Genomic DNA, 22,966 nt, shown 5'->3' on the forward strand with positions numbered 1-22,966 from the left:
GCCGGAATCCTCACAGCGCCTCGCGGATCCGCTGACGCAGCGCTTCCAGATCCTTGGCAAACGCATCGATACCCGTCGCCAGCTTCTCGGTCGCCATCGGATCGGCCGCCAGGTCCGCAGCGAACGTCGCCGCGTCGATCGGCGTCACCTGCACCGCTTCAGCGGCACCGGCCACCAGCTTGCGCGGCAGCACGCCGTGGTCGGCATCCAGCTTCTCCAGCAGGTCCGGCGAAATGGTCAGGCGGTCGCAGCCGGCCAGCGCTTCGATCTGCGCGGTCGAACGGAACGAGGCGCCCATCACCACGGTCGGCGAACCGCGGCGCTTGAATTCGGCATACACGCCACGCACGAACACCACGCCCGGGTCTTCGTCGATGTTCGCCGGGGTCTGGCCGTTGGCCACGTACCAGTCGAGAATGCGGCCGACGAACGGCGAGATCAGGAACGCACCCGCTTCGCTGCAGGCCAGTGCCTGGGTCGGGTTGAAGATCAGGGTCAGGTTGCAGTCGATGCCTTCGGCCTGCAGCACGCGCGCGGCTTCCACGCCTTCCCAGGTCGCAGCGATCTTGATCAGGATCTTCTCGCGCGGCACGCCGGCATCGGCGTACATCTGGATGAACTGGCGGGCCTTGGCCACGGTCGCGGCAGTGTCATGGGCCTGGTCGGCATCCACTTCGGTGGACACACGGCCCGGTACCAGCGTGCTCAGCAGCGCGCCGACGCCGATGGTCAGGCGGTCGGCCACGGCGTGCACCACGGTCTCGCGGTCACCGCCCTGCTGGCGGCCCCAGGCCAGTTCGCGTTCGATCAGTTCCGCATAGACCGGCAGGTCCAGCGCCTTCTTCACCAGGGTCGGATTGGTGGTGCAGTCCACCGGCTGCAAGCGCTTGATCGCCTCGTAGTCACCGGTATCGGCAACGACCACGGACAGTTCGCGCAGCTGGGACAGTTTGGACGGGGTACTCATTACGGCTCCTGGTGCGGGGATTGCAGGGAAACTGATCGCGCGCGGTACGCAGCGCAGGTCAGGGACGGTCGTTGTGGACCGCGCTCACGCGCAGCCGCAGCTTGCGGCCGCCGGGGGCGGTCCAGTCGATGCTCTGGCCCACGGCCAGGCCAAGCAGGGCGCTGCCCACGGGCGCCAGCACGGACACCTTGCCTTCATCGACATTGGCTTCGCGGGGGAAGACCAGGGTCAGGACATGCTTTTCGCCCGACACTTCATCTTCGCACTCCACGCGCGAATGCATCATGACGATGCCTTCGGGAATCTGGTCTGGCGGCAACACGGTCGCCCGGTTGAGTTCGTCGGCAAGCGCACGCGCGGCCGGCGTCTGGCTGTTTGCCGGAGATTCGAGCATGGCGTCCAGGCGGTCCATGTCGAGGGTGGAAACGGTGATCGACGGCGGCAGGCCGCTGGCGGTGTTCATGGTGACGCTCCTTGGTTGAAAGCCATGCAAAAGGCGGCACCTGCTGGCGCCGCCTGACTGTATTGTGGGGACAAATGCGGCCGGAATCGACTCCCGGCGGTTTCGAGGCCCGGCTGCGGTGTCTCAGCCGTTCAGCACCGGCGTGGGCGGGGTGGCAGCATCGCCGTTTGCCGGGGCCAACGCCTCCAGCGTAAACAGCGCATCGGGCAGGCGCTTGAACTGTTCGGCCAGCTCCATCAGGAACTCGTTCATCGCCGAGCTGCGGCGCCAGATCATGGCGATGCGACGGCTGGGACGGCCCTCGCCGACGAAGTCGATCAGGCGGATGTTGTTCGAGCGCGGCACCGGCGGCTGGACCGACAGGCTGGGCAGCAGGGTGATGCCAACGTCGGCGGCGACCATCTGTCGCAGCGTTTCCAGGCTGGTGGCGCGGAATTCGGATTTTTCATTGGCGCCGAACAGGCGACAGACTTCCAGCGCCTGGTCACGCAGGCAGTGGCCGTCTTCCAGCAACAGCAGTTTCTGCGTGGCCAGTTCCTGCACGTCCAGATGCTCGCGCGTGGCCAGCGGATGGCGGCCGGACACGGCCAGCAGGAACGGCTCCTCGAACAGGAATTCGGCATGCAGCTGGTCGTCGATCACCGGCAGTGCCAACAGTGCGGCGTCGAGCTTGCCTTCGCGCAGGCGCTCCAGCAGCACATCGCTCTTTTCTTCCACCAGCAGCAGTTCCAGCTCGGGGAAGCGCGTGCGGATGCGCGGAATCACGTGCGGCAACAGGTACGGGCCCAGGGTGGGGAAGATCCCCAGGCGCACGGTACCCGCTTCCGGATCGCGGCTGCGTCGCGCCGCTTCCTTCAGCTGTTCCACTTCGGCCACGATCACCCGTGCCCGCGCGGCCGCTTCGTGGCCGGCAGGCGTCAGCATCACCTTGCGCGGCGCACGTTCCACCAGTGGCAGGCCCAGTTCCTCTTCCAGCTTGCGGATCTGCGTCGACAGCGTGGGCTGGCTGACGAAGCAGGAGGCGGCGGCCCGGCCGAAGTGCTTGTGATCGGCCAGGGCCACCAGGTATTTCAGGTCACGCAGGTTCATCCTCAGACCTCTCGGGGTACTGCACCGGCATGGCGTTGCCCCGCCGGTTGATGGTGCTCCCGATGGCCTGGGAACGTTGGATCAGGCCGCTTCGGCCACCGCACCGCTACTCTTGGGAACCGAGGAGCGGATCAGGTGATCGAAAGCGCTAAGTGCGGCGGTCGAACCGGCGCCCATCGCGATGATGATCTGCTTGTAGGGTACCGTCGTGCAATCACCCGCGGCGAACACGCCCGGCAGATTGGTCTGCCCGCGGTCATCGATGACGATCTCGCCACGCGGCGAAAGAGCCACGGTGTCCTTCAGCCATTCGGTGTTCGGCAGCAGGCCGATCTGCACGAAGATGCCTTCCAGTTCAACGCGATGCGAATCGCCGCCGACACGGTCCTTGTAGACCAGGCCGGTGACACGGCTGCCGTCGCCCAGCACTTCGGTGGTCTGCGCGCTGGTCAGCACGGTGACATTGGCCAGGCTGCGCAGCTTCTTCTGCAGCACTTCGTCGGCACGCAGGCTGGAATCGAATTCCAGCAGGGTCACATGCGACACGATGCCGGCCAGATCGATGGCGGCTTCAACGCCCGAATTGCCACCGCCGATCACCGCTACGCGCTTGCCCTTGAACAGGGGGCCATCGCAGTGCGGGCAGTAGGCCACGCCCTTGTTGCGGTACTGGTCTTCGCCTGGCACGTTCATCTGCCGCCAGCGGGCGCCAGTGGACAGGATCACCGAGCGCGACTTCAGCACCGCGCCGTTTTCCAGCTGCACCTGCACCAGGCCGTCTTCACCGGCCGGCACCAGCGCACTGGCGCGTTGCAGGTCCATGATGTCGACCTCGTATTCGCGCACGTGCTGCTCCAGCGCCGCGGCCAGCTTCGGGCCTTCGGTCTCCTTCACCGAAATGAAGTTCTCGATCGCCATGGTGTCCAGCACCTGGCCACCGAAACGCTCGGCAGCGATGCCGGTACGGATGCCCTTGCGCGCAGCGTAGATCGCCGCTGCGGCACCGGCTGGGCCACCACCGACCACCAGCACGTCGAAGGCCTCCTTGGCGCCGATCTTCTCGGCATCACGCTTGCTGGCGTTGGTGTCCAGCTTGGCCACGATCTGCTCGAGGGTCATGCGACCCTGGTCGAACACCGCACCATTGAGGTAGACGGTGGGCACCGACATGATCTCGCGCTGCTCGACTTCTTCCTGGAACAGCGCACCGTCGATGGCTACGTGCTGGATGCGCGGGTTGAGCACGGCAGCCAGGTTCAGCGCCTGCACCACATCCGGGCAGTTCTGGCAGGACAGCGAGAAATAGGTTTCAAACCTGTAATCGCCTTCCAGGTTCTGCACCTGTTCGATCAGCTCGGCGGTGGCCTTGGACGGATGCCCGCCGACCTGCAGCAGTGCCAGCACCAGCGAGGTGAACTCGTGGCCCATCGGCAGGCCGGCGAAGGTCAGGTGGATGTCCTGGCCCGGCGTGCCCAGGTCGAAGGACGGCACGCGGCCTTGGCCATCACGCAGCACCTGCAGCGAGATCTTGTCCGACAGGCTTTCCAGGGTCTGCAGCAGGTCCAGCATCTCCTGCGACTTGGCACCGTCGTCGGCATGCGCGGTGATCTGGATCGGGCGGGTCACGCGCTCCAGATAGGTCTTCAGCTGCGACTGCAGGTTGGCGTCCAACATGGTCTTCTCCTGGCTTCAGGCAAAACGGGGGCGTGGCACCGCTGTAGAAGGTAGCGGACCAGCGAGGGGTAGGGGTGAACCCAAGACAGCGACACCGTGGAAGGGGCTGGCTGGCCAAGGCTGGCGCGCGTTGGCTTGCGGGCTCGGCTGTCTTGGGTTCACCCCCACGCCGGCGGGGGGACCGGCACGGGGATGAAGGCCGCACCGCAGCGTGGGGCTGCGGCAGGCCGGTACTGCTTTAGATCTTGCCGACCAGGTCCAGCGACGGGGTCAGGGTCTTTTCGCCTTCCTTCCACTTGGCCGGGCAGACCTGGTTCGGGTTGGCGGCGGTGAACTGGGCAGCCTTCAGCTTGCGCAGGGTCTCGGAGACGTCACGGGCGATCTCGTTGGAGTGGATCTCCAGGGTCTTGATCACGCCTTCCGGGTTGATGATGAAGGTGCCGCGCAGGGCCAGGCCTTCTTCTTCGATGTGCACGCCGAAGGCGCGGGTCAGCTGGTGGGTCGGGTCGCCGACCAGCGGGAACTGGGCCTTGCCGACGGCCGGCGAGGTTTCGTGCCAGACCTTGTGCGAGAAGTGGGTGTCGGTGGTGACGATGTAGACCTCGGCGCCGGCCTTCTTGAACTCGGCGTAATGGTCAGCGGCGTCTTCGATCTCGGTCGGGCAGTTGAAGGTGAAGGCTGCCGGCATGAAGATCAGGACCGACCACTGGCCCTTCAGGGTGCTGTCGGAGACCTTGATGAACTCGCCATTCAGGTAAGCGTTGGCTTCGAACGGCTGGATCTGGGTGTTGATCAGGGACATCGTTTTTCCTCTGGGTGAAGGGGAGTGGGTGAATCGACAGGACCTAGATTACTGGTTCTGTTTCGATAAGGACAATGCATTGATTACATCTATTTAATAGATGGAGACTATCAAAATCCAATGAGCAGGCACTGAACCCGGCCACGTCCATCCTGCAACTGCCTGTGTGACAAGGAAAATCTTCCTGGACGTGTGAAGAGGGCTGATAGCCCCTCCTTATCCCCTCTGGCGGAACCTGAACGGATTCCAGCATTCTCTAGCGTCGAGCCATGCCCGGCTGGGGCTACCGCGAACAGCAGCCGAGCATGGGCTCGGCTCTACAATTGCCGGATGTCTCTACAACCCGAACCCACCCTGCGCCAAGTCGTGACCGACGCGAGTACCCGGCTGGGCGGCGTCGACGCCCGCCATGAGGCCGAACTGCTGCTGCTGCATGTGCTGGAGCGGCCGCGCAGCTGGTTGTTCGCGCATGCCACCGATCCGTTGCCGGCCGCCGAACAGGCCGCCTTCGAGGCCCTGCTGGGCCGTCGCCTTGCGGGTGAACCGGTGGCTTACCTGACCGGCCGCCGTGGCTTCTGGACGCTGGACCTGGAGGTCGACCCGGCCACCCTGATTCCGCGGCCGGAGACCGAACTGCTGGTGGAACTGGCATTGGACCGCCTGCCACCGGACCGCGCGCTGCAGCTGGCCGACCTCGGCACCGGCAGCGGCGCCATCGCCCTGGCCCTGGCCAGCGAACGGCCGCAGGCGCAGGTGCTGGCCACCGACGCCAGTGCCGCGGCCTTGGCGGTGGCGGCCCGCAACGCCGCGCGCCACGAGCTGGGCAACGTGCGTTTTGCCGAAGGGGGCGACGACTGGTACGGACCGCTGCGCGGCGAGCGCTTCGATCTGATCGCCAGCAATCCGCCCTATATCGCCAGCGACGACCCGCACCTGGAACAGGGCGACCTGCGCTTCGAGCCGGCCACGGCACTGGCCTCGGGCGTTGATGGGCTGGACGACATCCGCCGCATCGTCGCCGGCGGCGGCGACCATCTGCAGCTCGGCGGCTGGCTGCTGATCGAGCACGGCTGGGACCAGGGCGATGCCATCCGCGCGCTGTTCGAGCAGGCCGTCTACAGCGACGTGCAGACCGTGCAGGACCTGGAGCAGCGCGACCGGGTCACCCTGGGCCGGCGACCGGCCTAGAATGGGGGTTCTCCTGCCAAGGGCAGGGCACCACCACGGAGCTGCAAGCATGCGTACGCTGTACCCCGCCATCACCCCTTACGACGTCGGCACCCTGAAGGTCGACGACCGCCACACGCTGTACTTCGAACAGTGCGGCAACCCGGACGGCAAGCCGGTGGTGATGCTGCATGGTGGGCCGGGCGGCGGCTGCAGCGACAAGATGCGCCAGTTCCACGACCCGGCCAAGTACCGCATCATCCTGTTCGACCAGCGCGGCGCCGGTCGTTCCACCCCGCACGCCGATCTGGTGGACAACACCACCTGGGACCTCGTTGCCGACATCGAGAAGCTGCGCCAGCACCTGAAGGTCGATCGCTGGCAGGTGTTCGGTGGCAGCTGGGGCTCGACCCTGGCGCTGGCCTATGCCGAAACCCATCCGCAGCGAGTGACCGAACTGGTGCTGCGCGGCATCTTCATGCTGCGCCGCTGGGAACTGGAATGGTTCTACCAGGAAGGCGCCAACCGCCTGTTCCCGGATGCGTGGGAGCACTACCTCAAGCCGATTCCGGCGGTGGAGCGCCACGATCTGATCTCCGCCTTCCATCGCCGCCTGACCAGCGAAGACGAAGCAACGCGGCTGGATGCGGCCAAGGCCTGGGCGGTGTGGGAAGGTGCGACCAGCTTCCTGCATGTGGACGATGACTTCATCAACAGCCATGAAGACCCGCATTTCGCGCTGGCGTTCGCCCGCATCGAGAACCACTACTTCGTCAACGGCGGTTTCTTCGAAGTGGAAGACCAGCTGCTGCGCGACGCGCACCGCATCGCCGATATCCCGGGCGTGATCGTGCACGGGCGTTACGACGTGGTCTGTCCGCTGGCCAACGCCTGGGACCTGACCAAGGTGTGGCCGAAGGCCAAGCTGGAGATCACCCCGGCCTCGGGGCACTCTGCGTTCGAAGCCGAGAACGTCGACGCGCTGGTGCGCGCCACCGATAGCTTCGCCTGATCTTTGGTAGTGCCGGCCGCTGGCCGGCAACGCCTTACCGGTAGCGCCGGGCCATGCCCGGCTGATCTCGCGTCGAAGCATTCATCCACGCATGGCGTGGATCTACTACGGGTCGGTATCCACGCATGGCGTGGATCTACCAGTCGCCAGCGAGCAACGCCTCGGCCAGCACCTGCAGCTTCGGCGAGTGCTGCCGCGACGGCGGGTAGATCAACGACAACGCGCGGCTGCGGCCTTCGAACGGCTGCAGCACGCGCTGCAGGCGGCCATCGGCCAGCGCGTCGGCCACCGCGAAATCCATCACCTGCACGATGCCGATGCCAGCGATCGCTGACTCCACCAACGGATCGCCGCAGTCGAACACCATCCGCGTCGGCGGCGTGACCTCGCGCAGCTGCCCGTCCTGCAGGAACTGCCAGTCCACCAACCGGCCACTGCGCAGGTTGCGCACCGCCAGGCAGGCATGGTCCTGCAATGCCGCCACGTCGGCCGGCTCGCCCTGCGCGGCCAGGTAGGCCGGGCTGGCCACGGTCACCCAGCGCAGTGGCTTCAATGGACGCGCGACCATCCGCTGGTCGGCGATGGTGCCGGTGCGCAGGGCGGCATCGAAGCCTTCCTCCACCAGATCCACCAGACGGTCACTGAGCACGGCCTCCACCTGCAGCTGCGGATGCCGTTCCAGCAACGGCCCCAGCAATGGCACCAGCACCTTGCGCCCGAACATCGAAGGCGCGCTGATCTTCAGTACGCCCGAGGGTGTGCAGGGGCGGTCGGCCAGCAGTCGCTCGGCGTCTTCCATCCCGCACAGCAAGGGTCCCACCTGCTCGACGAACTGCTGGCCATCCGGGGTCAGCGCGACATTGCGCGTGTTCCGCTGCAGCAGCTTCACCCCCAGCGAGGCTTCCAGCCGGCCGATTGCGCGCGACAGCCCGGACTGGCTCAGGCCGAGTTGGCCGGCGGCCACGGTGAAGCTGCGCGCTTCGGCCACCTGCACCAGCATGCGCACCGCATTGAGGTCCATCGACGATCCATTCATGCCAAAAATCATGACAGATATAGCCGCCAGGGGGTTTATTGATTCGTCCGCATCAATGAGACTGCCGTCCCCCCTCCGCACCGGGCGCCTCATGCCTCCCCTGAAATACCCGCGCTGGGCGCTGACGCTGCTGGCCACCGCGCAGCTGATCATCGCCCTGGACGCCACCATCATCTTCGTTGCCCTGCACGACATGGGCCGCGCGCTGCAGATCAATGCGCAGCAGCTGCAGTGGGTGGTCAGCGCCTACACCGTGGCCTTCGGCGGCAGCCTGCTGCTGGGCGGGCGGGCGGCTGATCTGCTGGGCCGGCGCCGCTTCTATCGGCTGGGCATGCTGCTGTTCGCGCTGGCCTCGCTGCTGGGCGCGCTGGCGCCCAATGCCACGCTGCTGATCGTGGCGCGTGCGGCGCAGGGCATCGGTGCGGCACTGCTGTTCCCGGCCACCCTGGCCTTGATCAATACCCTGTATGCCGAAGGCCCCGTGCGCAACCGCGCGCTGGCGATCTGGAGCATGGCCAGTGCGGCGGGCCTGGCGCTGGGCACGCTGCTGGGCGGCGTGCTGACCCAGGCCTTCGGCTGGCCGGCGGTGCTGGCAGTGATCGTGCCGCTGGCGACCGCCTGTGCGGTTGCCGCCGGTGCATGGCTGCCGGCCGATGGCCCGCGCGTGCGCGGCCGTTCCTTCGACCTGGCCGGTTGCCTCACCGTCACCGCCGGCGGCAGCCTGCTGGTCACCACCCTGGTGCAGGGGCCGGAGTGGGGCTGGACGGCGCCGGCCACGCTCATCTGCCTGCTGCTGTCAGCCGTGCTGCTGACGGTGTTCGTACAGATTGAAAAGCGCAGCCGTGACCCGCTGATGCAGTTCGCGCTGCTGCGCCTGCCTGGCCTGCGTGCGGCACTCGGCCTGACCTTTGCGTTCATGAGTAGCTATGGCGTGCAGTACTACTTCCTGGCGCTGTACTTCCAGGATGGTTACGGCTGGAGCCCGCTGCAGGCCGGCATGGCTTTCCTGCTGCCGACGCTGGTGTGCACCTTCGGCATCCGCATTGCCGAACGCATGCTGCAGCGCCGTTCGCCGCGGCAGGTGTTGGCATGGGGCTTCGCCGCCGGTGCCGTCGGCATCGCCGCGGTGGCGCTGGCGATGCCGCACGGCGCCAGCTACTGGCCGCTGCTGCCGGGCATCGTGGTGCTCAGCGTGGGGCAGGGCATGAGCTGGACGGCGATGTGGATCGTGGCCGGGCAGGGCGTGCCGGGGCCGCAGCAGGGTGTAGCGTCCGGCATGGCCGCCACCGCGCAGCAGATCGGTGGTGCGCTGGGCCTGGCGGTGCTGGTGATGGTGGCCAACGCCGCGCGCGGCACGCAGGCGGCAACCAGTGCCGATGCCCTGCAGGGCATGGTCAACGCACAGTACGGCGCTGCGCTGTTCGCTGCACTCGGCGTGGTCATCGCGCTGGGCCTGCGTCCGGCAAGGGTAGACTGCAGCTCCGCCGACGCACTGCCCAACGACGCATGATTGCACTGCTTGATCTTCGCCAGACGCTGGAGGCGTTTGCCGCCTGCAACGATGACGATGAGGTGTATGCCTCCTTCGGTTGGGTGCACGCCACCGATGACGACCTGCTGCAGGCGCGCTTCTGGTTGCCGGCCGATGAAGACGCCGCGTTCGATGATGACGGTGAGGTGCCCGGGGCCGCGCAGGCGCTGGGTCTGACGACCTACCTGGAACCGGCCACGTTCGCTGACGTCCTGGATGTGCAGAAGCGCCAGCGTCCGCTTTCTTCGCTGCGCGATTACGCCGAAGCGTTGGCGTACTACGCCGAGTACGACGCTTTCCTGCAGGTGGACGGTGTCGATGAAGCATTGGGCGAAGCGGGTGCTGCCGAGCAGGCCGCTGCGCACGCAGCCGGGGTAGGGCAGGGCATATTCGCCGCGTTCGGGTTGACGCTGGAGGGATGTGCGGACGAACAAATCAAGGCTGCGGCACAGCGCGTGGCGCACCTGCTCGACATTCCGGTGGGCGAAGCGCTGGCACGTTGCCGCGCGCTGCCGTTGGTGCTGGGGGAGGCACTGGATCGGCGTCGAGCACAGGCGATCAAGGATGATGTTGAAGCGCTCGGCGCACGCGTGCAGGTGCGCGGGTTCAAGCCGTTCCCGTGGATGGATGTTCCCGTGCTGCGTTGACGAAAATCATCCACGCATGGCGTGGATCTACTTGTAGTGTCCCAGTAGATCCACGCCATGCGTGGATGCGGTCATCCGAACGCCAACAACTGCGGCTGCAACGCGGTGAAAATCCGCGCCAACCGCTCCGCCCATGCCTGCTGCCCGGCTTCATCGGCAATCAGGTCCTGGCGGATCTCCAGTTCCACATGCACCAGGCCGCGGCCTTCGCCGTGCACCGGCACCGCGTAGTCGCTGCTGCTGTTGACCGAATAGGGTTCGTTGTCGCCCACCACCAGGTCGCCTTCATCGCGCAGCGCCTGCAGCAAGGCGTGGGCAAAGCGCGTGTCCTGGTGGTACAGCACGCCGGCATGCCAGGGACGCTCAACGCCGTTCATCACTGGGGTGAAACTGTGCATCATCACCAGCAGCGTCGGCCGTGCCGCATCGCGGCGCGCATCCAGTTCGGCATCGATGCGTGCATGGTAGGGCGCGTGGATCGCATTGATGCGCTGCTGCCGCTGCGCGGGCGACAGCCCGGCATTGCCCGGCACCACGGTGTGGTCGCTGACCTCGGGGATCAGCGTGGGCGAAACCAGCGGACGGTTGCAGTCGATCAGCAGCCGCGAATAGGTCTGCTCGATCGCCCACGCATCCAGCCGCTCGGCCAGTGCACGCGTGGTGCCGCCGATGCCGATGTCCCAGCCGATATGGCGGTCCAGTTCGGTCTGCGGCAATCCAAGATCGGCCAGCGCACGCGGTACCCGCTGGCCTGCATGATCGGCCAGCAGCAGGAACGGCGAAGCGCCCTGCGCACGGTGCACGCTGAAGATCGCCGGATCGTCGGCACCCAGCAGCGCCGGCAGCGCGTGCAGGCCGGCATCAGCCACGGGGGCGGCCGTCCAGGTGGTGCTCGATCATCCACAGGCCGGCCCACAGCTTGGCATCGGCTTCATAGCCTTCGGCCATTTTCTGCACCAGCCAGGCGGCCGCCTGCGTGCGTGGGATCTCATGCACGGTGATGTCCTCGCTCTCGTCGCCGCCGCCTTCGCCGATGCGACGCAGGCCGGTGGCACGGACGAAGGCGATCTTCTCGCTGCTGGCACCGGAGGAGGTAGGACCGATCATCAGCACTTCGGCGTGCTCGGCGGTCCAGCCGGTTTCCTCTTCCAGCTCGCGTACCGCGGAAACTTCGATCGACTCGCCCGCATCGATGTCGCCGACCAGCCCGGCCGGCATCTCGATGGTCGGTGCCTGCAGCGGCACGCGGAACTGTTCGACGAACAGCACCTTGTCCTCGGGGGTGACGGCGATGATGATCGCGGCCAGGCCACCGGCGTGGGTGCGCTCGCTGTATTCCCAGGTGCCGCGCACCACCATGCGCTGGTATTTGCCTTCGTAGACGACACGCGGTGCTTCGGTGTTGCGCTGGCTCATGCGGGCTCGCTGGAAGTGGGAGAAGTGGGAACGGGGTCGGAAATGCCGGCGGCATTGAACAGCCGACGACGGGTCATGGGGCCGAAGCGCAGGGTCTGGCACAGGCCGCCAAGCAGCTCTGGATCGGCCGCCTGGCGCGGCATGCCGGGCTGGCAGCCTTCCAGTGGGGCGTCCAGGGCGATGGTGGTCAGCTGGCGCCAGAGCTGGGCGTGCTCGCGCTGCTCACGCAGGCGCACCGCCATCTGGGCCGCGCCGCGCAGGCGCAGGAACGGCACTTCGTCGAGGCGTTCGTACAGCACGTCCATGCTGCCGAAATGGGCCAGCAGCACGGCTGCCGATTTGGCGCCGACACCGCTGATCCCCGGGATGTTGTCGACCGCATCGCCGCACAGCGCCAGGTAGTCGGCGATCTGGTGCGCGTGCACACCGTGCCTGGCCTTTACCCCGGCCACGTCCCAGCGCTGGTTGCGTGCGTAGTCCCATTGCTCGTCATGGTCGAGCAGCAACTGCGACAGGTCCTTGTCGGCGGAAATGATCACGCCGCGATGGCTGTTGCGATGGCCATGCAGGGCGCTGCCGATCAGGTCGTCGGCTTCGTAATCATGGTGGGCCAGCACCGCCAGGCCCAGTGCCGCGCACAGCGCCTTGCAGTGCACGAACTGGCGCTTGAGCGCTTCCGGCGCCGGGTCGCGGTTGGCCTTGTAGGCCGGGTACAGGCGGTGGCGGAAGCCGCTGTCGAGCGCTTCATCGAAGGCGATGGCGATGTGCCGCGGGCGCTCGCGTTCCAGCAGGTCGAGCAGGAAACGGGCGAAACCATGCACGGCGTTGGTCGGCCAGCCCTGGCTGTCCTGGAACTCGTCCGGCAGCGAATGCCAGGCGCGGAACACATAGATGCTGGCGTCGACCAGGTACAGCGGCGGCGGTGCCGGCAGGCTCATGCCGGCGGGGTCCAGTCACGCAGCAGGGCCGCCGGGTCCGGGCGCTCGCGCTCGGGCACCTCGGCCTTGGGCGTGCCGATGTGGATGAAACCGGCAATGCCTTCGCCCTCGGCCAGTCCCAGATGGGCGTGCACGGCGGGATCAAAGGCCATCCACGCGGTCAGCCACTGCGCGCCGAAGCCCAGCGCCTGGGCCGCCTGCAACAGAGCAAAGCACACGCAGCCAGCGGTCATCAGCTGTTCCTGCGCGGGCACCTTCGGGTCCGGGCGCGGGCTGGCCACCACCACGATCACCAGGGGTGCGTGGCTGAAGCGCTGGCGGTCCTTCTCGAACACGGCGTCGCCGGCATGCGGGTCTCGCTCACGGCTGCGCGCGGCCAGGAAGTCGCCCAGAGTGTGACGTGCATCGCCGGCGATCTTCAGGAAGCGGAACGGCACGCGCTTGCCGTGGTCGGGCACGCGCACCGCCGAGGCCAGCATCCGCTGCAGGGTGGCCGGGTCTGGTCCGGGCTCGCCCAGTTGCCGCGAGGGCACCGAACGGCGGGCATCCAGGGCAAGCAGGGCAGCAGGGTCGGGCATGGAGTCTGAACCGGTCATCACGGGTCGCTGATTATAGTCGGGGAGGTAGATGACGCCGTTTGTGTCGCGTCAGACCCCTGAATAGCAAACTGTGATGAACATCATGCCACTGGCGGATCACGGAGCCCCGCTTCCCCTCGCCTCGCAGGCCCTGCACGGCTTACGATACGTAATATTGCCGGGCCGCCGTTCATGAGGTTTGAAGTGAGGACTGTTTCACTGTCCGTGATGGGCTGGCCGGCCTACCATCGAGGGACCGGTGCATGGGGTGCACCGGCCGTCGCGATGTCCATGATGTCTGTCGCACCAGAGAAGGTGGGGAGCCTTCCCGAATGATGAGCGCGCCCACTCCGATGGGATCGCCGGGCCGTGACCCGGCCCAGCTCCAGCTTGCCCGGGACATCGTCCTGCCGGCGTTGTGCCAGGCCTTTGGCGCGGCACTGGCCCGCTTCGATGATGCCCTGTTCGACCGTGCCGGCAATGCCGGCTCGTCGCAGTTGCTGTTCCTGGACGCGATGCGCGAGCTGCGTCGCCGCCGTGAGGAGATTGCCGGTGCCTTCGCTGGCCATCTCGGCCATGCCTGGGCCGGCTTGGCTGCGGGCGAGCCCGTCTCTGCCGAGCTGACCCTGTCCGGACAGGCCCAGGACGGCCTGAGCCTGGTGCCGGAACATGTACTGGAATCGCGGTTGGCGGTGCGCAACTTCGCCACCGTGCTGCTGCGCGACTTCAAGCCGGTGCTGGCGCGGCTCGACCGTCGCCTGGGCTGGCTGGGCGGCGGTATCGACCTCGATGCCGACCGCAACCCGATCAGCCCCGAGCATCTGGGCGTGGCCATCCACGAAGCCTTCGCCGGCTGTGAGCTTGCCCCGGAAGTGCACCTGGTGCTGATCAAGCTGTGCGAGCGCGACCTGCGCGCGCCGGTGGGCCGCATCTACGAAAAGCTGGACGAGCACCTGGCCGCGGCCGGGGTGATGTCGCAGATGGGCGCCCCGCGCCGACCACTGGCGCCGGCCCCGACGCAGCACGTTGCGCATGGCCTGGATGATCTGGTCGAGCAGCGCACGGCACCTGGCTTCGACAACGAATTCAATGACGACGAACAGGCCGCACCGGCCTGGGCGCAGCGATTCGCCGCGCGCTGGTCGGAGCGTCGTGGCCACATGCAGCAACACGCGGGTGGCGAAGAGAGCCCGTCCGGTGAAGCCTATTCCGGCCAGCAGGGCATGCTGCTGGAGGCCCTGCACGAACTGCTGCAGCAGACCCGCCACGTGCGCGAGGACGCGACCTCTGCGGCGCAGGTCGCGGTCGGCCAGCATCGCCCGTTGAGCCAGCGCGAAATGATGTCCGTACTGTCGCTGCTGCAGGCCACGCCCAGTGCGACCCTGCGCGCGGCGATCGGCGAGGACGGCGAATCCCTGGCGCAGCGCTTGAAGAGCGAAGTGCTGTCCAGCGCCACCCGGCTGGGTGTCGATCCGGGCCAGACCCGGCTGGACGCGCAGGACGAGGATGCGATCGACCTGGTCGGCATGCTGTTCGACGTGATGCTCGATGAGCGTGAACTGGAAGGCCGCTCGCGTGAGCTGATCGGCCGCCTGGTGGTTCCGTTCGTGAAGGTGGCGATGCTGGATCGCCGCATGTTCGTGCAGAAGACCCACCCGGCGCGCAAGCTGCTCAATTCGCTGGCTGAAGCCTGCGAGGGCAACACCGGCGAAAGCCAGGCCGAACGCATGCTGATGGCCAAGGTCGAAGAAATCATCGAGCGGTTGGTCGCCGAGTTCAACGAGAACCTGGCAATCTTCCTGACCCTGGAAGAAGAGTTCCGCGATTTCCTGGTACAGCACCGCCGTCGCGTGGAAATCGCCGAGCGTCGGGCCGCCGAGACCCAGCGCGGCCAGGAAAAGCTGGAAATGGCCCGTACCCGTGCCGGTGCCGAACTGGATCGTCGCATCGGCGACGCCACCCTGCCGCCGGCGATCGCCGAATTCCTGCGCCAGCCCTGGCAGCACCATCTGACCTTGGCGCTGCTGCGCGAGGGCGAGGAGGGGGCTTCGGTGGCCGAGGCGCTGAACCTGGCCGATGGCCTGCTGGAGGAAGTGGCCGAGGCGCGCCGGCAGATTGTAGGCAAGCCGTGGCTGCAGGCCTGGCAGCCGCTGCTGGCCAAGGTGTTTGCCAGCGTCGGCGTGCATGGCGACGCAGCCACCGCCGCCGTCGATGCGCTGCACGACACATTGCAGGGCATCGCCGAATCGCGACCGGAGCTGCAGCGCGCGTTGCCTGAGCTGCCGCAGGTGGTGCTGCCCGCACCGCCGGCACCGGAAACGCCGGCCGTGGAGCTGGGCAGTAGCTTCAATACCGACGATTTCGACAACGCCGATGCCGATCGCTTCCGCCGGATGGAAATCGGCAACTGGCTGGACTTCGTCGACAAGGATGGCAAGGTGCAGGCCGGCAAGCTGTCCTGGATCAGCCCGATTTCCGCGCGCCTGCTGTTCGTCAACCGTCGTGGCGTGCGCTTCTGCGTGGCCTCGCCCGAGGAGCTGGCGGTGATGGTGCGGTTGGGTCGCCTGCGTCCCCACGTCGACGATGGCGCCTTCGACAGCGCCATGCAGGGCGTGCTTGACCGCCTCGACCCGGGTGGTGCGACGCTGCACTGAGCCGCGTACGCCTGCTAGGATCGGACCCACTCACCGATCAGCGGGAATCTGCATGGCCGTGGCGTTGCTGGGGATCAAGGAGACCGCGCCGGGCGAACGACGCGTTGCGCTCACGCCGGAGACGGCGCGCAAGCTCGGTGCGCTGGGCATCACCGTGTGGTATCAGCCCGGTGCGGGCCAGGCCGCCGGTTTCACCGATGCCGCCTACGACGACGCAGGTGCCCGCGCATTCGACGCCGCCCGTTGGGCCGAGATCGACATCCTGCTGTGCGTGCAGGCACCAGCGGCCGAGGTGCTGGCCCAGCTCAAGCCGGGCGCCAGTGTGGTCGGGCTGCTGACCCCGGCGGCTGACCCGGCGTTGGCCGCATTGGCTTCGGATGACCGCCTGCACCTGTTCCCGCTGCAGCAGTTGCCGCGCACCACGCGCGCGCAGGCGATGGACGTACTCAGTTCGCAGGCGGGCATGGCCGGCTACAAGGCGGCATTGATCGCTGCCGAACGTGCGCCGCGCTTCTTCCCGATGCTGACCACTGCCGCCGGTACCGTGCGTCCAGCCAAGGTGCTGGTGATCGGCGCCGGTGTCGCCGGCCTGCAGGCCATTGCCACCTCGCGCCGCCTGGGTGCGCAGGTGGAGGGCTTCGACGTGCGCCCGGAAACCCGCGAGCAGATCCAGTCGCTCGGTGCGCGCTTCCTCGATCTCGGGGTAAGCGCGGCGGGCGAGGGCGGGTACGCGCGGGCGCTGACCGATGAAGAACGCGCCGAACAGCAGCGGCGCCTGGGCGACCATCTGCGCAGCGTGGACGTGGTGGTCTGCACTGCCGCCGTGCCGGGACGCCGTGCGCCGACGATCGTCACCGCCGCGATGGTCGAAGGCATGGCAGCGGGCAGCGTGATCGTCGATCTGGCCGCAGAGAGTGGTGGCAACTGCGAACTGACCCAGCCCGGCGAATGCATCGAGCACCAGGGCGTGACCATCGACGGCCCGCTGGGCCTGGCCAGCTTGGGTGCGACCCAGGCCAGCGAGATGTATGCGCGCAACCTGATGAACTTCGTCGCCCTGTTCGTGCGCGAAGGCCAGCTTGGTTTCGACTGGGAAGACGAGCTGCTGGCGAAGACACGCTGGCAGGCATGACCCGGCAACGCCGGTTGCCTCTCCGGTAGATCCACGCCATGCGTGGATGAGGGGCCCCGCGTGCGGATGGCGGGTTACCGCGGCTTCGCCGGCGGCGGATTGTCGCGCACCCATTCCCTGCGTTCGTCCGCGCTCATCTGTGACCAGCGCTCGCGCATGGCATCGCGCTGGGCCGGGCTGAGGTCACGCATCTGGCCGAACAGCGCCCGGGCCTGCTCGCGCTGTTCCGGGCTCATGTGTTCGAAGCGGCGCAGGCCGCGGCGGGCCTTGTCGCGCTCTTCCGGGCTCATCGACTGCCAGCGCTGGCCGTGCGACAGCATGCGCTGGCGCTGCGCGGGATCGGCGCCGTTCCAGCGGTCACGCAGCGGCGCCAGCAGCGCCTCGCGCTGGGCCGGGCCCAGCTGTTCCCAGTTTGGCAGCGGCGTGGCAGCAGGTGCCGGCCGGGTGGCAGGCACCGGTGCGGAGGCCTGTGCCAGGGCCGACGCAGCCGGCAACAGGGTCAGGGCGATCAGCAGGGGCAGGGAGGGGTATCGCAACATGGGTTCACTCCATCGCCAGGTCGTTGTCGCCCAGCCACAGGTACAGATCGGGATTCTCGTCGTACAGCGCGCCATTGTCTTCTTCTGCGGCCGCGATCGGCGTGGTGGCAGCGCCCTGATGCTCGCCCGGGCCGACGAACTGGACACCGATGCCCAGCGCGATCACCAGCGAACAGGCGCTGGCCAGCCACCAGCGCCAGCGACCGGCGTGCGCTCTGGCAGCGCTGTGACGGGCACTACGCAGGCGTGCCAGCGTGGCCGGCGACAGCGCCTGCAACGACTGCGCGTGCAGGCTGCGCAGGGCGTCATCGGAAGGCAGGGGGCGGTTCACAGGTGCATCTCCAGTTGATTCTGCAGCGCCTGTCGGGCGCGCGCCAGATGGGTCTTTACCGCGCCCTCGCTGCAGCCCATGGCGCGGGCGGTGGTGGCGCCGTCCAGGTCCTGCAGCACGCGCAGGGTGAAGGCTTCGCGCTGGCGGGCGGGCAGCGCGCGCAGTGCCTGCACCAGCTGCTGGTACTGCTGGCGCTGCTCGTGCGCCTGCGCGGGGTCCGGGCCAGGGTCGGCCCAGTCGATCTCGCCACCGTCGGCGTCCTGGTTGTCGCGCCAGAACGGCAGGCGGAAGCGGCGGCGGCGCTGCAGGTCGATCACCCGCCGGCGCAGGATGCTCCAGAACAACGGCGCCCACTCGGCGGCCGGCTTGTCGGCGTAGTCCAGCATGCGCAGCAGCGCATCCTGCACCGCATCCAGCGCGTCATCACGCTGGCGCAGGCCGGCCTCGGCGAAGCGGAAGGCGCGCGGCCCGACGCTGGCCAGGAACGCTTCCAGCGAGGCCGGAACGGCGTCGGCATCGGTGGTTGAGGGGACAGGGCTGCTCACCAGCACAGGGTACGGTTCCTCGGCAGGGGTCACCATCGACAACGCGTGAGCGCGGTTGTGGTTGACCGGAACGCGCGCCGGGTTCAGCCCGTGGTTATGATGGGGCGACGAAGACAGAGCAGGAGCGTTGCCGGTGAGTGACGGGTTCGTGGCGCTGTACATCTTCATGTTGGCCGCGATTGCCGGCCACGTGATCATTTCCCGGGTCCCGGTGATCCTGCATACCCCGTTGATGTCGGGCTCCAACTTCATCCACGGCATCGTGCTGATCGGCGCGATGGTGGTGCTGGGGCACGCGCAGACACCGCTGGAGAAAATCCTGGGGTTCCTTGCCGTGGTACTCGGCGCCGGCAACGCAGCCGGCGGCTATGTGGTCACCGCGCGCATGCTGGAAATGTTCAAGCCGAGCGTGCGCAAGACCGGCAACGATGAACCGAAGGAGCCACAGGCTTGAACATCAGCACTGTCGAACTGCTCGATTGGCTGGTCAAGGCCAGCTACCTGGTTGCCGCCACGTTGTTCCTGCTCGGCCTGCAGCGCATGGCCTCGCCGATGACCGCAAGCAGCGGTATCCGCTGGGCGGGGCTGGGCATGCTGCTGGCCACGGTGGCGACCTTCTTCCTGCCCGAACTGCACAACGTGCCGCTGATCCTGGTGGCACTGCTGCTGGGTGCCGGCCTGGCCTGGTGGTCGGCGGGCAAGGTCGCGGTCACCGACATGCCGCAGATGGTCGCGCTGTACAACGGCATGGGCGGTGGCTCGGCGGCGGCCATCGGTGCGGTGGAACTGCTGCGCTATGCCTTCCTGGCCAACCGCGATACCACCCACTGGAGCGCGCAGGCGCTGGCCGACCTGGCCGCGCGCCAGCCGTCCGGCACGGTGCTGGTGCTGGCCGTGGTCGGCGCAGCGATCGGTGCGGTGTCGCTGTCCGGCTCGGTGATCGCCTGGGCCAAACTCGATGGCCGACTCGACAAGCGCGTGACCTGGCCGGGCCAGCAGGTGATGAACCTGCTGGTGGCGCTGGCCGTAGTGGTGCTGGGCATCATCGCTGCAAGCACGCTCAGCACCTGGGCCATCGTTGCCTTCTTCGTGCTGGCGCTGGCGCTGGGCGTGTTGATGACGCTGCCGATCGGTGGCGCCGACATGCCCGTGGTGATCTCGCTGTACAACGCGTTCACCGGCCTGGCGGTGTCCTTCGAAGGCTACGTGCTGGGCAACGAAGCATTGATCATTGCCGGCATGATGGTCGGCGCAGCCGGCATCCTGCTGACCCGGTTGATGGCCAAGGCGATGAACCGGCCGATCCGCAACGTGCTGTTCTCCAATTTCGGCGGTGGCGCCGGGGGGGAAGTGCAGGCGATTTCCGGTTCGCAGAAGCCCATCGAAGCGGCCGACGTGGCCGCGATGATGGGCTTTGCCGAACGTGTGGTGATCGTGCCCGGCTATGGCATGGCCGTGGCCCAGGCCCAGCACAAGATCTGGGAACTGGCGCAGCGGTTGATCACGCGCGGGGTGAAGGTGAAGTTCGCCATCCACCCAGTGGCCGGGCGCATGCCCGGGCACATGAACGTGCTGCTGGCCGAAGCGGGTGTGCCGTATGACCTGATCGCGGACATGGACGACATCAATCCCGAATTCGCCACCACCGACGTGGTGCTGGTGATCGGCGCCAACGACGTGGTCAATCCGGTGGCGCGCACCGATCCGGCCAGCCCGATCTACGGCATGCCGGTGCTGGACGTGGTCAACGCGCGCAACGTGGTGGTGATCAAGCGCGGCAAGGGCACCGGCTTTGCCGGCATCGAGAATGCGCTGTTCTACGCCGACAACACGCGCATGCTGTACGGCGATGGTGCAGAGGCGGCGGCGTCGCTGGTCAGCGAACTGAAGGCGCTCGACGGCGGGCATTGAGGGTTGGGGTCGGATCCCTTTCCGCAGGAAAGGGCTCCGACCCCAGATCCAACCACCCATCCACGCGTGGCGTGGATCTACCAGGGCATCACCGGCGCGATCAACGCGCCAGCCACGCTCCAATCACAACGGCCACCGCCAGCCACAGCCATTCGACCACGCCATTGGCCAGGGTGATCAGCGTCCAGGCCAGGTGCGGGCCCATCCGCAGCGAGGCGTCCCACGGGTTCAGGCCCATCGAGCCGCCCATCCAGGCACTGGCGATGGCCCAGTTCGCGATGGCGGCCACCAGCAGCGTGCCCAGCACCACCAGGGCGATGCGCAGCTTGCCGGGGCCAAGTGTGCCCAGACGCAGCATGAACACCAGTTCCAGGGCGGTCAGTACCGCCATCCAGCCGACCGGACGGCCGGTGAACAGGGCGATCAGCATCCAGGCGAGGGGGGCGGTGGCCAGCGCCAGCAACAGCATGAAGGGCCAGAGCCAGGTAACGGTCCTGGCGCGTGCGGCATTGGAGGACATCGAAGCTCCTGAAGGTCACCCACAGGATACTGTGGTTTGCCGCAGTGCACCGGCGAGGGCCGGGCGCCTACGTTAGAATGCCGTCTTGCGTGGCTTCGGCCGCAGCCCCATATCGGTCCCCATGTATTCCCGTAGCAGCGAACCTGTCCACTTCGAACGCGATTGCGAGGCCGTGATGGTCCCGCAGGGCGACACCGTGACCCTGCCCGCCGGCAGCTATGGGTACATCACCCAGGCGTTGGGCGGCAGTTATTCGGTGTTCGTCGAGGGCAATCTGTTCCGCATCGCCGGCAAGGATGGCGATGCCATCGGCAAGGAAGCGCCGGCGCCGCTGGAGCTGCCCGACGATGCCAGCGACGAGCAGGTCGAACAACTGGTGTGGCAGCAGCTGCGCACCTGTTTCGACCCGGAAATTCCGGTGAACATCGTCGAACTGGGCCTGGTCTACGAGGTCGAGATCAAGCACCTGGACGAAGGGCAGCGCGAGATCGACGTGAAGATGACCCTGACCGCGCCCGCGTGCGGCATGGGCGACATCCTGGTCGACGACGTGCGCAGCAAGCTTGAAATGATCCCGACGGTGGCCGAGGCCGACGTCGAGCTGGTCTTCGATCCGCCGTGGAACCAGCACATGATGTCCGAGGCTGCGCGCCTCGAAACCGGCATGCTTTGACCCACGGCCCGCAGTGACGCGGGCCCGGCATTACCCGCAACCAGAACAGGAAATCTCCGGTGTCCCAGTCCATTCCCAGCTTCGCCGTCACCCGTTCGGACCACCCGCGCAGCGCTGAAGAGCGCGCCCAGATCCTGGAGAAGCCGGGCTTCGGCCTGCACTTCACCGACCACATGGTGGAAGTGCGCTGGGACAAGGACACCGGCTGGCACAACGCCAACGTGCGTGCCTATGGTCCGCTGCAGCTGGACCCGGCCGCGGCCGTGCTGCACTACGGCCAGGAGATTTTCGAGGGCATCAAGGCCTACCGCCATGCTGATGGTTCGATCTGGACCTTCCGCCCCGATGCCAACGGCCGTCGCCTGCAGCGTTCGGCGCAGCGCCTGGCGCTGCCGGAACTGCCGGTGGAGATCTTCGTCGAATCGCTGAAGCAGATGATCGCCGTCGACAGCGCCTGGGTGCCGTCGGCCGATGAGTCGAGCCTGTATTTCCGTCCGTTCATGATCGGCGATGAAGCCTTCCTTGGCGTGCGCGGTGCACACAAGGCCGGTTACTACGTGATCGCCAGCCCGGCCGGCCCGTACTTCGCCAAGGGCGTCGCCCCGGTGTCGATCTGGCTGTCCACCGAGTACGCGCGTGCGGCCAAGGGCGGCACCGGTGCGGCCAAGTGCGGTGGCAACTATGCCGCGTCGCTGCTGCCGCAGCAGAAGGCGCAGGCACAGGGCTGCTCGCAGGTGCTGTTCCTGGACCCGGTCGAAGGCAAGTATCTGGAAGAACTGGGCGGCATGAACGTGTTCCTGGTCTACAAGGACGGCACGCTGGTCACGCCGGAACTGTCCGGCAGCATCCTCGAGGGCATCACCCGCGAGAGCATCCTGCAGCTGGCCCGCGACCGCGGCATGAAGGTCGAAGAGCGCAAGGTCACCATTGACGAGTGGAAGCAGGGCGTGACCTCCGGCGAGATCGCTGAAGTGTTCGCCTGCGGTACCGCTGCGGTGGTCACCCCGATCGGCCAGCTGAAGGGCGAAGGCTTCTCGGTGGGTGACATCGATGCGCCTGCCGGCGAAGTGACCATGTCGCTGCGCAAGGAACTGACCGACATCCAGTACGGCCGCCTGCCGGACCGCCACGGTTGGCTGGTCAAGCTGGGTTGATCGCCTGCATTGAACTGTAGAGCCGAGCCCACGCTCGGCTGCTCCTCCGGAAAGCCCGTCCTTGTGACGGGCTTTCTGCGTTGTGAGCCTGGGGTCAGATCCCTTTTCCGCAGGAAAAGGGATCTGACCCCGAATCTACCGACGCCGATGTCAGCAAAGACATGATGAGACAGGACATTGCGCAGTC

The 22,966-nt window shown here is 67.2% G+C and carries 24 protein-coding genes; 10 read left to right on the top strand and 14 right to left on the bottom strand.

What is annotated here, in order from left to right:
- Positions 1-10: 10 nt before the first annotated feature.
- The 5 genes from CR156_RS00850 to ahpC form a co-directional block, all read right to left on the bottom strand.
- Positions 11-967, bottom strand: coding sequence for a transaldolase (locus CR156_RS00850; protein ID WP_100551613.1), 957 nt, complete (start codon positions 965-967; stop codon positions 11-13).
- 58 nt (positions 968-1,025) lie between these two features.
- On the bottom strand, positions 1,026-1,430 hold the full coding sequence (gene rnk, locus CR156_RS00855) for a nucleoside diphosphate kinase regulator (protein WP_089238903.1): 405 nt from the start codon (positions 1,428-1,430) through the stop codon (positions 1,026-1,028).
- 123 nt (positions 1,431-1,553) lie between these two features.
- On the bottom strand, positions 1,554-2,519 hold the full coding sequence (locus CR156_RS00860) for a LysR substrate-binding domain-containing protein (RefSeq protein ID WP_100551614.1): 966 nt from the start codon (positions 2,517-2,519) through the stop codon (positions 1,554-1,556).
- 81 nt (positions 2,520-2,600) lie between these two features.
- Entirely contained in the window at positions 2,601-4,193 is a 1,593-nt protein-coding gene (gene ahpF, locus CR156_RS00865) for an alkyl hydroperoxide reductase subunit F (protein WP_100463089.1), read from the bottom strand.
- 238 nt (positions 4,194-4,431) lie between these two features.
- Positions 4,432-4,995, bottom strand: a complete 564-nt coding sequence (ahpC, locus tag CR156_RS00870; protein ID WP_025877950.1) for an alkyl hydroperoxide reductase subunit C — start codon at positions 4,993-4,995, stop codon at positions 4,432-4,434.
- Between the two features lie 330 nt (positions 4,996-5,325).
- Here ahpC and prmC point away from each other — a divergent pair, with 330 nt between their 5' ends.
- The gene (gene prmC, locus CR156_RS00875) at positions 5,326-6,183 is read left to right on the top strand and encodes a peptide chain release factor N(5)-glutamine methyltransferase (RefSeq protein WP_100551615.1); all 858 of its coding nucleotides are present in this window, start codon (positions 5,326-5,328) and stop codon (positions 6,181-6,183) included.
- 49 nt (positions 6,184-6,232) lie between these two features.
- Entirely contained in the window at positions 6,233-7,174 is a 942-nt protein-coding gene (pip, locus tag CR156_RS00880; RefSeq protein WP_100551616.1) for a prolyl aminopeptidase, read from the top strand.
- 136 nt (positions 7,175-7,310) lie between these two features.
- Here the strand turns inward: pip and CR156_RS00885 are convergent, their stop codons facing one another.
- Positions 7,311-8,195 carry a LysR family transcriptional regulator gene (locus tag CR156_RS00885; protein WP_100551617.1) on the bottom strand — a complete coding sequence of 295 codons (885 nt, stop codon included), beginning with the start codon at positions 8,193-8,195 and terminating at the stop codon, positions 7,311-7,313.
- A gap of 106 nt (positions 8,196-8,301) precedes the next feature.
- On the opposite strand from CR156_RS00885, the gene CR156_RS00890 reads away from it, so the two are divergent.
- A complete protein-coding gene (locus CR156_RS00890; protein ID WP_100551618.1) occupies positions 8,302-9,720 on the top strand; it encodes an MFS transporter in 1,419 nt (472 codons plus the stop codon).
- Positions 9,717-10,388 (top strand): DUF7716 domain-containing protein, encoded by a 672-nt coding sequence (locus CR156_RS00895; protein ID WP_100551619.1) that lies wholly within the window; start codon positions 9,717-9,719, stop codon positions 10,386-10,388. The genes CR156_RS00890 and CR156_RS00895 overlap by 4 nt, the downstream gene beginning before the upstream one ends.
- Positions 10,389-10,459: 71 nt before the next feature.
- Here the strand turns inward: CR156_RS00895 and CR156_RS00900 are convergent, their stop codons facing one another.
- The 4 genes from CR156_RS00900 to CR156_RS00915 are packed head-to-tail and all read right to left on the bottom strand — an operon-like array spanning position 10,460 to position 13,320.
- Positions 10,460-11,257, bottom strand: a complete 798-nt coding sequence (locus CR156_RS00900; RefSeq protein ID WP_100551620.1) for an N-formylglutamate amidohydrolase — start codon at positions 11,255-11,257, stop codon at positions 10,460-10,462.
- The gene (locus CR156_RS00905; protein WP_100551621.1) at positions 11,250-11,804 is read right to left on the bottom strand and encodes an NUDIX hydrolase; all 555 of its coding nucleotides are present in this window, start codon (positions 11,802-11,804) and stop codon (positions 11,250-11,252) included. The genes CR156_RS00900 and CR156_RS00905 overlap by 8 nt, the downstream gene beginning before the upstream one ends.
- Complete coding sequence (locus CR156_RS00910) at positions 11,801-12,742, bottom strand: 5'-3' exonuclease (protein WP_100551622.1); 942 nt, start codon at positions 12,740-12,742, stop codon at positions 11,801-11,803. Before CR156_RS00910 ends, CR156_RS00905 begins: the two co-directional genes overlap by 4 nt.
- Positions 12,739-13,320, bottom strand: a complete 582-nt coding sequence (locus tag CR156_RS00915) for a nitroreductase family protein (protein ID WP_100554048.1) — start codon at positions 13,318-13,320, stop codon at positions 12,739-12,741. Before CR156_RS00915 ends, CR156_RS00910 begins: the two co-directional genes overlap by 4 nt.
- 332 nt (positions 13,321-13,652) lie before the next feature.
- Between CR156_RS00915 and CR156_RS00920 the strand changes: the two genes are divergently transcribed.
- Both CR156_RS00920 and CR156_RS00925 read left to right on the top strand, forming a co-directional pair.
- Positions 13,653-15,974 (top strand): DUF1631 domain-containing protein, encoded by a 2,322-nt coding sequence (locus tag CR156_RS00920; protein ID WP_100551623.1) that lies wholly within the window; start codon positions 13,653-13,655, stop codon positions 15,972-15,974.
- 52 nt (positions 15,975-16,026) lie between these two features.
- The gene (locus tag CR156_RS00925) at positions 16,027-17,106 is read left to right on the top strand and encodes an NAD(P) transhydrogenase subunit alpha (RefSeq protein ID WP_100551624.1); all 1,080 of its coding nucleotides are present in this window, start codon (positions 16,027-16,029) and stop codon (positions 17,104-17,106) included.
- A gap of 74 nt (positions 17,107-17,180) precedes the next feature.
- Here the strand turns inward: CR156_RS00925 and CR156_RS00930 are convergent, their stop codons facing one another.
- Genes CR156_RS00930 through CR156_RS00940 form a run of 3 tightly spaced genes read right to left on the bottom strand, consistent with a single transcriptional unit; the run spans position 17,181 to position 18,557 of the window.
- A complete protein-coding gene (locus CR156_RS00930) occupies positions 17,181-17,645 on the bottom strand; it encodes a DUF3106 domain-containing protein (protein WP_100551625.1) in 465 nt (154 codons plus the stop codon).
- A gap of 4 nt (positions 17,646-17,649) precedes the next feature.
- Positions 17,650-17,976: a hypothetical protein gene (locus CR156_RS00935; protein WP_100551626.1), complete on the bottom strand. Its 327-nt coding sequence runs from the start codon at positions 17,974-17,976 to the stop codon at positions 17,650-17,652.
- A complete protein-coding gene (locus CR156_RS00940) occupies positions 17,973-18,557 on the bottom strand; it encodes an RNA polymerase sigma factor (protein ID WP_100551627.1) in 585 nt (194 codons plus the stop codon). Before CR156_RS00940 ends, CR156_RS00935 begins: the two co-directional genes overlap by 4 nt.
- 97 nt (positions 18,558-18,654) lie before the next feature.
- Here CR156_RS00940 and CR156_RS00945 point away from each other — a divergent pair, with 97 nt between their 5' ends.
- Both CR156_RS00945 and CR156_RS00950 read left to right on the top strand, forming a co-directional pair.
- Complete coding sequence (locus CR156_RS00945; RefSeq protein ID WP_089238935.1) at positions 18,655-18,975, top strand: NAD(P) transhydrogenase subunit alpha part 2; 321 nt, start codon at positions 18,655-18,657, stop codon at positions 18,973-18,975.
- Positions 18,972-20,432 carry an NAD(P)(+) transhydrogenase (Re/Si-specific) subunit beta gene (locus CR156_RS00950; protein WP_100551628.1) on the top strand — a complete coding sequence of 487 codons (1,461 nt, stop codon included), beginning with the start codon at positions 18,972-18,974 and terminating at the stop codon, positions 20,430-20,432. The genes CR156_RS00945 and CR156_RS00950 overlap by 4 nt, the downstream gene beginning before the upstream one ends.
- A gap of 100 nt (positions 20,433-20,532) precedes the next feature.
- On the opposite strand, the gene CR156_RS00955 is transcribed toward CR156_RS00950, so the two are convergent.
- Entirely contained in the window at positions 20,533-20,952 is a 420-nt protein-coding gene (locus CR156_RS00955; protein ID WP_089238939.1) for a hypothetical protein, read from the bottom strand.
- A gap of 121 nt (positions 20,953-21,073) precedes the next feature.
- Between CR156_RS00955 and sufT the strand changes: the two genes are divergently transcribed.
- The gene (sufT, locus tag CR156_RS00960; protein WP_025877975.1) at positions 21,074-21,625 is read left to right on the top strand and encodes a putative Fe-S cluster assembly protein SufT; all 552 of its coding nucleotides are present in this window, start codon (positions 21,074-21,076) and stop codon (positions 21,623-21,625) included.
- Between the two features lie 59 nt (positions 21,626-21,684).
- Entirely contained in the window at positions 21,685-22,779 is a 1,095-nt protein-coding gene (locus CR156_RS00965) for a branched-chain amino acid aminotransferase (protein WP_100463132.1), read from the top strand.
- Positions 22,780-22,966: the final 187 nt, after the last annotated feature.

The organism is Stenotrophomonas lactitubi (assembly GCF_002803515.1).
Classification (GTDB): domain Bacteria; phylum Pseudomonadota; class Gammaproteobacteria; order Xanthomonadales; family Xanthomonadaceae; genus Stenotrophomonas; species Stenotrophomonas lactitubi.